Origin of the sequence: Oxalicibacterium sp., from assembly GCF_035565035.1 — a bacterium.
Lineage (GTDB): Bacteria > Pseudomonadota > Gammaproteobacteria > Burkholderiales > Burkholderiaceae_D > Oxalicibacterium.
The window spans coordinates 1-11,280 of sequence record NZ_DATMTD010000023.1 but is presented as its reverse complement, the minus strand read 5'-3'; the positions used below and the strand labels follow the sequence as shown (position 1 = coordinate 11,280).

Genomic DNA, 11,280 nt, shown 5'->3' with positions numbered 1-11,280 from the left:
CCCTCGCACCGCCATATAGGATTTCATCTCGAAGATAAAAAGCTGCCGAGTTCTGCGTCGCCCGTTGGCTACTGGCAAAACCTCCAGATAAACTCTGTGTAAAGCGGTTGGAATTGGAGAAATCCATCCCTGCAACCACATCGTTGGAAATTGAACCAATTGCCGATTTGTATTTGATCCGAGGCGAAAGCTGTGTCACCGAACTTTTTGCATTGGAGAAGAAATCGCTACTGACGAATTCTCCGATTGATGTCTTTTCTCGATAAGAAAAATCAGTTGCGAATTCCAAATCTCCATGTCGTTGATTGATAAAGAAAGTATATCGATTCGAATCGAGCGAACCTTTGTCAAAAGGCGTTTCAGTCTGGCGCGGATTCTGACGATATTCACTCAACGTCAATGAGCCTGGAAAGTGAAAATCCTCCCGTGCAGCATCCACTCGAAAACCGACACGGACATCCTGCGATGTCCACTGCAAACCTCCACTAAAATTACCTTGCTGCAGCTGATTATTGTCTCGATAATTATCTGCGTGCAAGGCACCGATATTCGCATCCATTGAGAAGCCATCCCAGCCTTTCGATAACGCGGCACGTAGCTCTTGATATCCCCGATTTCCCGCTTCCACATAGGCTGTGCCATGCGTGCCATCGGTTTTTCCACGTTTTGTAATGATCTGGATGGTTCCACCGGTGCCGCCGTCTCCATACAGCACGCTACTACCGCCACGAACAATTTCTATACGTTCGATTGCTTCGATTGGAATCGCCGACATCATTGCGGGTTGCTGTTCATTTTCTGAAATCCGAATACCGTCAACGAAAATTGCAACGTTCTGATCACTGTTAGATCCAAAACCTCTAAGATCGAGAGAAAAGTCGGATGTTCCGCTGAAATTCTGTCGCCCGAATACACCACCAATCTTGCGAATGGCCTCATTCACATTATTGATACCCGCTTCGCGAATCTGCTGCGCCGTAATCACTGTTGCGCTGATCGGTGCGTCCGTACTTTCAAACCGCGACGCGGAGACGGTCACAGGCTCAAGTTTTTGATCCGTATTGGTTTGCGCAAAAGCGGGAACAGTTAAACCAGCCACTGCGGAAACCAATGCGAGCGGTGGCCATGCAGCGAGGCAGCTATGTTGTACGAATTTCATAAGATGTACGGGCGAGAAAAGTATCCGATCTGCCTCCCCGCAGATCGCATTCAACGAAAGCACGATAGGATTCACCGCATTGCTTCCACCTGTTCTGGCCGGTATCCGGGCTGACAAGCCTGATCGTCCCACCTTCCCATGCACGCGGCACAGTGGTTTTGAAGACGATCTGTCGCAAGACTTGCGACGCTTGTTTACCGTTGCGGGGGCAGCACACGTTAGTCGTGAAGACGTCGTGTTTCCCGTTTAACTGCGGACATGGACATGTCTGCGGGCACCAAAACTGGCGTCATTGTATGGATCATCGTGCGGCACCGCAATGATGCTGGTCTATAATCGCTGCCTTGCTTGTATCAAGACATCAAGAATCATCCATTTCATGCTGACTCCCGACCAGATAGCCACGATCGAAACCGATCTCGCACGCAGCCGTGCCCGCACGCGATTGCTCAATGCGAACGGTACACAGGTGATCGTCAAGCAACTGGAAGCACCGCTCAAGCACTGGGGTTATCCGGTCCTCGATGCACTGGCGACACTGTTGCAGCAGCCAATGCTGCGCGCGGTTCCTGCACCGGGCGGACGCGCGGCCCAGCAGATCGAGGTTGCACGTCTGCGCACGCTGGCCGCGGCCGGCGTACCCGTGCCCGACGTGCTGCATGTCACCCCGCAGTGGTTTGCACTTTCCTATCTGGGTGAAATGTCACTGGATCAGTTGCTGCGCAAACAGCCTGATATCGGACAGCGTTACTGGGAAAGCGGATTGGATGCCATTGTCGCGTTGCATCGACTGGGTCAGACCGCGAGCCAATGTTTTGCGCGCAACATGATCTGGCATGAAGGCAGAGTCAGTTTCATTGATTTTGAAGACGATCCGACGAAAAGCATGCCGCTCGCTTCCGCACAGGCTCGCGACTGGTTGCTGTATCTGCATTCGACCGCGTACATCCTGAAACTGCAGCCGCAGCAAATCGCTGAAATATTCCTGCGTCATCTGCGCAAGGACGACAAGGAAGTTCAGCGCCAGGTATTGAAAGCGGCGCGTACTTTCGGCTGGTTGAGAATATTGCCGAATCAGCGCAAGCCATGGGGACGCGATGTGGTGGCGGTACAGGGAGCAGCACATGTGCTGCATCTGATTGCCGCGCAGGTCAGACGCGAGCGGGTCGTCCTGTAACCGTCGTCGTCAGCAATCGACGACCAGTAATTCCCCATAGCGAATCTTGTGCGGCTTTTGTGCTGCATAAAGTGCCATCTCCGGAATCGACAAGCCATGTTCGCAAGCCGCGAGCAAGCGAATGATGCCTGCATGGCAGATCACGATCGCGTGGTCGATATTCATTGAGGCAAGTTCGTCGCGAAAGGCGCGGACGCGATGTGCGACTTCCAGCACGCTCTCGCCACCGCCCGGCCGGTAGCCTGCCATGTCACTGCTCCACGCATCGATGTCATGACGAGGTATGTCATCCCAGGTACGCATTTCCCATTCGCCAAAATGCATTTCCGAGAGACGTTCGTCATAGGTCGGCGCCGGGCAATCAAGTTCCTTCGCCAGCATTTCCGTCAGTTCGGTGCAACGACGCAACGGGCTGGAAAACAGCGATGCATTTTTCGGCAATACGGGCAGTAAGGAAGTTTTTGCCAGCGCTAACGCATCCGCATCCACCGACAGATCGGTACGGCCATAGCAGACGTTGGCGGCAACGGCAGGCCTGGGATGGCGAATGAGATAAAGATGCATGGCAAGCCTCAATAGGCGATGGCGGTCAATACTCCGAGATAGAACGCAACTTCTGCAACCTGTTGCACAGCGCCCAGGCAATCGCCGGTGTAGCCGCCGATACGATGCTGGAACAATCTGGCCAGCCAGAATGATGCCATTCCAGCCAGCAATGCCCCCACTACAATGCCCTCCCACGCAATCCAGCTTGTCAGAAAGCCGATCACCAGGACGGGCAACAGGACGATGCATGTCGCGATTCCGAATTCTGGATTAGACATCTGTTGCGCAATTGGTTTCGCCTTGCCGTTCATCTTTGCGTAATCCATGCGCCATACCAGCACCGACGCCATCCAGCGCGACAATGGATGCGCGATCAACAAGGCAGCGACCACGGCAGGCGGCGACAGGCTGTTCAGCGTGGTCACTTTCAGGAGCAGCATCAACATGATGCCAATGGCACCGTAAGCACCGACGCGCGAATCCTTCATGATCTCAAGCACACGCTCAGGCGTCGTACCACCACCGAATCCATCGCATGTGTCGGCAAAACCATCCTCATGAAATGCGCCCGTCAGATAAATGCCCGCAATCGTCGATAACAGGACGGCTACCGGTTGTGGCCATAACAAGGTGGCGACGATATAAACCAATGCCGTTATCAATGCGACCAGAATGCCGACTGCAGGAAAATAACGCAGCGCGTGCTGAAGCCATTGCGGGTCGAAGCCGACCCAGCGCGGCACTGTCATGCGCGAGAAGAATTGCAGCGCAACGAAGAAAAGGCGCAGCTCCTGCATGCAACGAGCGCGGATACCACGGCTGTCCTGAACCGGCATCATTTCAGAGTCATCGTTCATGCGTTCTGTCCGCTCACGTTCGCCGAATCAAAAGTCGCCATCTCCAACAGGAAATTGACCGCCGCATGCAACATCGGTAATGCCAGTACGCTGCCGGTTCCTTCACCCAATCGCAAACCCATCTGCAGAACAGGACGCGCGCCAAGATGCGCCAGCATTTGTCTGTGACCATGTTCGTCAGAGCAATGCGCAAACACGCAGTAATCGAGAATCGCCGGCTGCAATTTGGCCGCAACCAGCAATGCACTGGAAATAATGAAGCCGTCGATCATCAGCACCTTGCGCTGCTCTGCGGCTTTCAGCATCGCGCCGACGATCATGGCAATCTCGAATCCGCCGAAGGCCGCCAATACATCCAGCGGTGCACTGACCGCATGACGCACAACAGCTGCCTGCACAACCGTCTCCTTGTGCCGAATGCCTTCTGAGGAAAGTCCGGTGCCGGCACCCACGCATTCTGCCGCCGGCAATTGCGTGATCGCATGCATGAGCGCTGCAGCGGCCGTCGTATTGCCGATCCCCATTTCACCGAAGCCAAGTACATTGCCAGCGATGCTGCCTGCAAGATCTGCGCCGTGCTGCATCGCCTGTGCGCATTGTTCTGCGGTCATGGCAGCTTCGTCGGCGAAGTTGCGTGTGCCGTGCGCGATCTTGCGATCCAGCAGTCCGTCACGCTTGCCGAAATCGTGATTCACGCCTGCATCGACAATATGCAGCCTGCAATTGTTCTGTCGTGCAAACACGTTGATGGCCGCACCTCCGGCCAGAAAATTCTCGACCATCTGCCACGTCACGCTTTGCGGATAGGCAGAAATACCCTCCGCCGTCACGCCGTGATCGCCGGCAAAGACAATCAGTGCCGGTTCGACAATGCGCGGTTGCGTCGTTTGTTGAATCAATCCGATCCGACGCGCCAGGTCTTCCAGCATGCCGAGGCTGCCGGGCGGTTTGGTCTTGTTATTGATCGCGGCGACCAATGCGCCGGCCAGCACTTCGTCATGTGTGGAAAAAATCTGGGGAATCATCATGATGCCGCGCAACGTTGCGTACGCGATCCTTGGGTGAGCAGATAAAAACAGATAAGAACGATTCGTCCGTCTGGCAAGAATGCGATCATGCGACAGCATTTTCTGCGATCGCCGCGGACGAATCTGCCGACGAAAAAGTGCAAATACGGAAAGAAGCAGCAGTGTATGCGCGGGTCTGGCAGGCGTCAAACCGATGGCACAGCGACAAGAGCCCGTCATATTGGCAAAATCAGTCCGCAATCGTTCCAGAATTACAACCGCCTTGTCGAAGATTTCACGAAATTTTGCAACTGTTGTCGGCCGTCGCCAACTTGCATCGATTTGCTATGCGTCCCTCTCAAATCTGGGTATTATTGCCCTGAATCAACTAGCAAAAAGTGCGCGTATCCGCGTCCATTTCCTTGTGGCGGAAGGTATAGTCGGCACTGAGCCATATATCCGGCCATTCGCATCGTGTCGAAGCACGCTGCCGCAGCGCGGGAAATGTCAATCGACTGGAAAGGTATTTCATGAGTGGCGTAGAAGACGATCTGGAAGCACTCTTTGACGAAATTTCGTCGCAACGCGGAAGCCCGGCAACCGCAGAGCCCGCCGCTACTGCACCGGCTCAAGTCGCCGCGAGCACATCGGCAGCGATTCCTGCGACGCCGGAAGAAATTGCCGACAAGCCGATGTTCGAGCGACTCGGCGGCATCGTCCGCTTGCTGCACGATTCGTTGCGCGAACTGGGCTATGACCGCTCACTGTCCGACGTCGCAACGGAAATCACCGACGCCCAAGGCCGTCTCGAATATGTCGCCACGTTGACCGAACAGGCAGCCAACAAAGTGCTGAATGCCATCGACATCGGTATGCCGGAACAGGATGCGCTCTCCAAGCATGCAAAGGACATGGATGCCCGCTGGACTCAACTGTTCGAAGGCAAGCTGAGCGTCGAGGAATTCAAGACGCTGGCCAATGATTCACGCAGTTTCTCCACGCGCGTAGCCGAAGCGACCGAGGCCGAGAAAGCCCGCCTCCTCGACATCATGATGGCGCAGGACTTCCAGGACATTACCGGTCAGCTGATCAAGAAAATCGTCAACATCACGCACAAAGCGGAAAGCGAACTGGCGCAACTGTTGCGTGACAATGCCCCGCCGGAGGTCAAGGCTGCCCATACCGAAAAACCTGCGGATAACAAGCCGACCGATCTGATGGCTGGACCTGCTGTTCCAGGCATGCAGGCGGCGGCGATGGCGCAGGACGATGTCGACGGTCTTCTTGCCGATCTGGGGTTCTAAATGGATGACATGCTCAAGGATTTCGTTGTTGAAGCGTTGGAGCTGGCGACGAATGTAGAAGAGCACCTGCTTTCGCTCGAACGCAATCCCGGCGATCTGAATACGCTCAACGCCGTGTTTCGCTCGTTCCACACGATCAAGGGCGGCGCCGGCTTCATGAACCTGCAGCCGATGGTTTCCGCCTGCCATTTGACGGAAAACCTGTTCGACGCATTGCGCACCGGCCAGGTACCGGTCACCCCGATGGCAATCGAGGCGGCATTGCAGGCCAGCGGTTTCGTCGCCGATCAACTGGGCGAGCTCGCCAACGGTGCGCAACCGGACAGCCTGCCCGCCATGCCGGCCTCGCTGGAAAGCATTCTTACCAGCGCCATCGAAAGCGGTGCCGCAGCAACTGCTGCTGCATCTGCTGCAGCGACCGCAGTCGTAACACCGGCAGCACCTGCGGCATCGACAGCATCCGCGCCAAGTGAAGACGGGCTCGACTGGAACGCACTGTATCTTGCCGTCGTTCCGGCCGGCACCGCAGTTCCTGCTGATACAAGCACACCGCAGGAAACCGTCGCCTCTCCTGCCGTCACTACCGCCGCACCGGTAGTCACAGCGCCTGCTGCAAAATCCGGTTGGGACGGTGTCGACCGCCGCGGCGGTGGCGACAACAAGGCGGGCGGCGTAGCAGTCAAGGAAGAAAGCATTCGTGTCGACGCAGTCAAGCTCGACACACTCCTCGAAGTGGCCGGCGAATCGGTGCAAGCCGCCAACCAGGCCGCCGTGCTGCTGGAAAAACTCGCGCAGTTCCCGGTTGAAGGACAGGCCGCAACCTTGATGGCCGCATTACAGGAAACACTGACGCGTGCTTCCCGCTATTCGACCGAACTGCAACGCGCCACGCTATCGACCCGCATGCAGCCGGTTGGCAAACTGTTTCAGAAGTTCCCGCGCCTCGTGCGTGAGCTGGCGAAGGATCTTGGCAAGGATGTCGACCTGCAGATCGAAGGTGCAGAAACCGAAGTCGATCGCGTGGTTGTCGACAGCCTCTATGATCCGCTGGTGCACATGCTGCGCAATTCGCTCGATCACGGTATCGAGGATTCGGCCACACGTGCCGCCTCCGGCAAGTCGCCAAAGTCCGTGATCCTGCTGAAGGCATGGCAGGAGGCCAGCAGCGTCATGATCGAAATCTCCGACGACGGCAAGGGCATGGATGCGCAACAGTTACGCAACAAGGCCCTGTCGAAAGGCCTGATCTCCGAGAATGCAGCGCAGACGCCGGAAGAAATGCTGCAACTGGTTTTCCTGCCCGGCTTCTCCACCAAGGAAGTGGCAAACAGCGTCTCCGGCCGCGGCGTCGGCATGGACGTCGTGAAGACCGCCGTCGAAAAACATCGCGGCGCAATCACGATCGATTCCAAGCTCGGCGTCGGCACGACCTTCTCGATTCGCCTGCCGATCGAACTGTCGATTGTCCCGACGATGCTGGTGCGTAGTTCCGAAGCTGCACTCGCGTTGCCGATGGCAGTCGTGCAACGTGTGGTGGAATTGCCGGAAGAATTCGAGCATCAGGTCGGTGGCGCGCCGGTATTGCGCGATCAGGGTCGTCCGCTGCCAGTACGTTCACTGGCCGGCGCGCTTGGCTATGAACTTGCCACCGAACGTGTCGGCATTGTCATCGCTGCGCCACAGCCATACATCCTTTCCGTTGGTGCGGTCGAGGGAACGGCCGATCTGGTGATCAAACCGATGACAGCGATGAGCGTTCCGGGTATTGCCGGAACAGCACGTTCCGCAGAAGGTGAACTGGTACTCGTCGTCGGCCTGTCATTCCTGCTGGATGGATCGCGACCTACTCCGAAACTGGCGGCCTGACCCCGGCAGACCTGCACTGACGTCCGCCGGCTTTTTGTGCGACGTTTTCTTGTATTCTTCGCACAAAACAAAACACCCCGATCGCTCGGGGTGTTTTTTCATCTGCATCCGATTCGAAGCAAAACCTCAATCGTCCTTCGCGCCGGCAATTCCCAGTTCATGAATCTTGCGCGTGATGGTATTGCGTCCGATGCCTAGTCGGACGGCTGCATCGTTCTTTCGGCCATGCGTATGTTTCAAGGCTGTCTTGATCAGAATCGATTCGAATTGCCGTCCCAGCATATCCATCACCTCCGGCTGACCGGCTGCCAGCAACGCAGCGGCTTCCGTTTCCAGTAGCGTGGCCCAGGTTGAGGACTCTGCCTGTACAGCCGTTGGAATTGAAATCGGCTGGTGCCCATTGTTGAAATTACCGCCGTCACTTTCCGGCACTGCATAACCTGTTTCGACCGTCTGCACGACCGGCGCGGTCATTGTCGATGCGACAGGCGCCACAAATCCCTGTCCTTCAGTCAGTTCCTGCGGTAGATCTTTCGCCTCGACGGTCTGGCCCGGCGCCATCACGGTGATCCAGTTGCACAGGTTCTCCAGCTGACGCACGTTCCCCGGCAATTCAAGACTGCTGAGGAACTGCATTGCGCCTTCCGACATGCGTTTGACTTCGACGCCAAGCTGTTTGGCACTTTGGGCAAGGAAGTGGCGCGTCAAGATCGGGATGTCTTCGCGCCGTTCACGCAGGCTCGGCAGACGCAGGCGAATCACGTTCAGGCGGTGATACAAGTCTTCACGAAACAAGCCTTCACGCACGCGATGTTCGAGATTCTGATGCGTCGCCGCGATGACGCGGACGTTTGCCTTCAATGGCTGATGACCGCCGACTCGATAGAAGTGTCCATCCGACAGCACGCGCAACAAGCGCGTTTGCAGATCGAACGGCATGTCGCCGATTTCATCGAGGAACAACGTGCCGCCTTCGGCCTGCTCGAAGCGACCGCGCCGCGTTGCCTGCGCGCCGGTGAACGCGCCACGCTCATGGCCGAACAGTTCGGATTCCAGCAGGTCCTTCGGAATCGCCGCGGTGTTCAGTGCAATGAACGGTTGCGACGCGCGCGGACTGTGCTTGTGCAACGCACGCGCAACCAGTTCCTTGCCTGAACCGGATTCGCCGGTAATCAGCACCGTTACATTCGATTGCGACAAGCGGCCGATCGCGCGGAACACATCCTGCATTGCCGGTGCCTGTCCGAGAATTTCCGGCGTGTCGGCGGAATCATGTTCGACGCTGGTTTCACGCAGGCTTTCTTCCATTGCACGACGAATCAGTTCGACAGCCTTGTCGATATCGAACGGCTTGGCGAGATATTCGAATGCACCGCCCTGGAAGGCTGCAACGGCAGAATCCAGATCGGAAAACGCGGTAATGATAATGACCGGCAGGCCGGGATGCTTGGCCTTGATCGTCTGCAACAGTTCCAGGCCGGATTCGCCCGGCATGCGGATATCGGACACGAGCACTTGCGGCGCGCTGGTTTTCAGCGCCTCCATAGCATCGCGTGCATTGGAAAAACTCTTGGTTGCGAGATTCTCGCGCGCGAGTGCCTTCTCCAGCACCCAGCGAATCGATTCGTCGTCGTCAACAATCCAGATCGGTTTCATATGGTTTCTGTCCGTGTCATGGCAATGCAATCATTGCCGTTTTATTGTTCATCCAGCCTCACGGCAATGGAATCAGGATCCTGAAATCCGTGTATCCCGGCCGGCTTTCGCATTCGATCACGCCCAGATGTTGCTGTACAAATGTCTGCGCCAGCGTCAACCCCAATCCGCTGCCGCCATCCCTTCCCGATACCAGGGGATAAAAGATTCGATCGCGAATCTCGGGCGGAATGCCCGGTCCGTTGTCGATGATATGCAAGTCTAATGCCAGCCGGTAGCGGACCTTGGCCAGTGTTACCTGCCGTGCGATACGCGTACGCAAGACAATCTCCGCCTCGCCGGTTTTCATCTGCGCCGCAAGGACTTGGGCAGCGTTATGCGCGATATTCAGTACCGCCTGAATCAACTGCTCCTTGTCACCACGAAACTCCGGAATCGACAGATCGTAATCACGCTTGATCTTCAGCCCGTTCGGAAATTCGGACACGATCAGGCTGCGCACGCGCTCGCAGACTTCATGAATATTGACATCGCCAACGATGTGCGGCCGTCGATGTGGGGCCAGCAGGCGATCGACCAGGGTCTGCAGACGATCCGCTTCCTTGATGATGACCTGTGTGTATTCACGCAATTCCTTCAGATGCCGGTCCGGAATTTCCAGTTCCAGCAATTGCGCCGCACCGCGAATGCCGCCCAGCGGATTCTTGATTTCGTGTGCGAGGTTGCGAATCAGTTCCTTGTTGGCCTGGCTCTGGTCGAGCAACCGTTCTTCACGGTCGAGTTTGAGTTGTTGCAGGTTTTCGCGCAGTTCGATCAGCACCGGCATGTCCGGATTATCCAGCGTCGTCACTACGACATGGACCTGCAAAGGTTCGCGGCCGATGCGCTCCAGTGTCAAATCCTGTCGCTTGTCGGCAAACTGGCGCGCCAGCGCCTCCTCGAACATCAGTTCCAATTCTTCGCTGTTGATGAACAGTTCGGACAGCGAATGATCCACCAGCGCCTTGCTCGAATTTTCAAACAGGTTTTCTGCCGCAGGGTTCGCATAGATGATGCAACCATCTGCATTCATTACCAGGACGGCTGATGCCAGCAGATCGAGACCGTCAAATCCAATTGCATTTTTTTTCACAGGAATCCAAAAAAGAAAGGCCGCGTTACGCGGCCAGACTCAAGCAAACATCGTACCGATGCGAAGCAGCACCGTCACTTCAGATTGCCCAGCTCGCGTTTCAGTGCTTCCACGTTCTTTTCACTACGGGCAAGATCGTCCTTCAGCGTCGCAGTACGCTCTTGATACTTTGCGTAATTACGCTCGTTGCCCTGGCGTTCCGGCTGCCCGTTGTTGTATTCACCGCGGATGGCGGCCAGCTTCTGCTCTTCCTTCCTTAACTCGTCTTGCAGAATCTGCTTGCGATCGCTGTCGCGCGCTTTCTGCACCGTGTCGTTAACGCGAGGAAAGTCGGACGGCGATGTTGCCGATTTTGCAGAAGGCGCACTCTTGGACGCGGGAGTCGGAAAGGTACTCATCGGCGGCAGATCGACTTTCTTGCAGCGCGATGTGGCGCCGGTATTCTTGTATTCCTTGTTGCCGTTGGCATCGACACACAAATAGACGTCGCTCTGCGCAAAGGCAGGGAGCACCGAGATGGAACACAGTGCAGAGCAGAACAGGAAAGCGAGTTGACGTTTCATAAACCTTCTTTTT

General features: G+C 56.2%; 10 protein-coding genes and 1 riboswitch. Of the genes, 3 read left to right on the top strand and 7 right to left on the bottom strand.

Going from position 1 to position 11,280, the window contains the following annotated elements; genetic code table 11:
* Nucleotides 1–1,159, bottom strand: a 1,159-nt coding sequence (locus VN114_RS02610; protein WP_325511688.1) for a TonB-dependent receptor plug domain-containing protein, incomplete at its 3' end; no start/stop codon positions are given.
* A 79-nt stretch (nt 1,160–1,238) separates the two neighbouring features.
* Nucleotides 1,239–1,456, bottom strand: a riboswitch (cobalamin riboswitch).
* A gap of 82 nt (nt 1,457–1,538) precedes the next feature.
* Here VN114_RS02610 and VN114_RS02605 point away from each other — a divergent pair.
* Entirely contained in the window at nt 1,539–2,336 is a 798-nt protein-coding gene (locus VN114_RS02605) for a hypothetical protein (RefSeq protein WP_325511686.1), read from the top strand.
* Nucleotides 2,337–2,345: 9 nt separating this feature from the next.
* On the opposite strand, the gene VN114_RS02600 is transcribed toward VN114_RS02605, so the two are convergent.
* The 3 genes from VN114_RS02600 to cobT are packed head-to-tail and all read right to left on the bottom strand — an operon-like array spanning nt 2,346 to nt 4,767.
* A complete protein-coding gene (locus tag VN114_RS02600; protein WP_325511684.1) occupies nt 2,346–2,900 on the bottom strand; it encodes a histidine phosphatase family protein in 555 nt (184 codons plus the stop codon).
* Between the two features lie 8 nt (nt 2,901–2,908).
* Complete coding sequence (locus VN114_RS02595) at nt 2,909–3,739, bottom strand: adenosylcobinamide-GDP ribazoletransferase (RefSeq protein WP_325511682.1); 831 nt, start codon at nt 3,737–3,739, stop codon at nt 2,909–2,911.
* Nucleotides 3,736–4,767: a nicotinate-nucleotide--dimethylbenzimidazole phosphoribosyltransferase gene (gene cobT, locus VN114_RS02590; protein ID WP_325511680.1), complete on the bottom strand. Its 1,032-nt coding sequence runs from the start codon at nt 4,765–4,767 to the stop codon at nt 3,736–3,738. The genes VN114_RS02595 and cobT overlap by 4 nt, the downstream gene beginning before the upstream one ends.
* A gap of 509 nt (nt 4,768–5,276) precedes the next feature.
* On the opposite strand from cobT, the gene VN114_RS02585 reads away from it, so the two are divergent.
* Together VN114_RS02585 and VN114_RS02580 are read left to right on the top strand one after the other, a co-directional pair.
* Nucleotides 5,277–6,050 carry a protein phosphatase CheZ gene (locus VN114_RS02585; RefSeq protein ID WP_325511678.1) on the top strand — a complete coding sequence of 258 codons (774 nt, stop codon included), beginning with the start codon at nt 5,277–5,279 and terminating at the stop codon, nt 6,048–6,050.
* On the top strand, nt 6,051–7,916 hold the full coding sequence (locus tag VN114_RS02580; RefSeq protein WP_325511676.1) for a chemotaxis protein CheA: 1,866 nt from the start codon (nt 6,051–6,053) through the stop codon (nt 7,914–7,916).
* A 126-nt stretch (nt 7,917–8,042) separates the two neighbouring features.
* Here VN114_RS02580 and ntrC read toward each other — a convergent pair whose 3' ends face one another.
* The 3 genes from ntrC to VN114_RS02565 form a co-directional block, all read right to left on the bottom strand.
* Nucleotides 8,043–9,572 (bottom strand): nitrogen regulation protein NR(I), encoded by a 1,530-nt coding sequence (gene ntrC, locus VN114_RS02575; RefSeq protein WP_325511674.1) that lies wholly within the window; start codon nt 9,570–9,572, stop codon nt 8,043–8,045.
* 58 nt (nt 9,573–9,630) lie between these two features.
* Nucleotides 9,631–10,644, bottom strand: coding sequence for a nitrogen regulation protein NR(II) (glnL, locus tag VN114_RS02570; RefSeq protein ID WP_414694180.1), 1,014 nt, complete (start codon nt 10,642–10,644; stop codon nt 9,631–9,633).
* 134 nt (nt 10,645–10,778) lie between these two features.
* Nucleotides 10,779–11,267 (bottom strand): DUF4124 domain-containing protein, encoded by a 489-nt coding sequence (locus VN114_RS02565; protein ID WP_325511670.1) that lies wholly within the window; start codon nt 11,265–11,267, stop codon nt 10,779–10,781.
* Between the last annotated feature and the right edge of the window lie 13 nt (nt 11,268–11,280).

Coding starts and splice junctions, on each gene's coding strand:
- VN114_RS02595 (WP_325511682.1), bottom strand. CDS start 3,739: ATGAACGATGACTCTGAAATGATGCCGGTTCAGGACAGCCGTGGTATC.
- VN114_RS02585 (WP_325511678.1), top strand. CDS start 5,277: ATGAGTGGCGTAGAAGACGATCTGGAAGCACTCTTTGACGAAATTTCG.
- glnL (WP_414694180.1), bottom strand. CDS start 10,644: ATGAATGCAGATGGTTGCATCATCTATGCGAACCCTGCGGCAGAAAAC.
- VN114_RS02565 (WP_325511670.1), bottom strand. CDS start 11,267: ATGAAACGTCAACTCGCTTTCCTGTTCTGCTCTGCACTGTGTTCCATC.
- VN114_RS02605 (WP_325511686.1), top strand. CDS start 1,539: ATGCTGACTCCCGACCAGATAGCCACGATCGAAACCGATCTCGCACGC.
- cobT (WP_325511680.1), bottom strand. CDS start 4,767: ATGATGATTCCCCAGATTTTTTCCACACATGACGAAGTGCTGGCCGGC.
- ntrC (WP_325511674.1), bottom strand. CDS start 9,572: ATGAAACCGATCTGGATTGTTGACGACGACGAATCGATTCGCTGGGTG.
- VN114_RS02600 (WP_325511684.1), bottom strand. CDS start 2,900: ATGCATCTTTATCTCATTCGCCATCCCAGGCCTGCCGTTGCCGCCAAC.
- VN114_RS02580 (WP_325511676.1), top strand. CDS start 6,051: ATGGATGACATGCTCAAGGATTTCGTTGTTGAAGCGTTGGAGCTGGCG.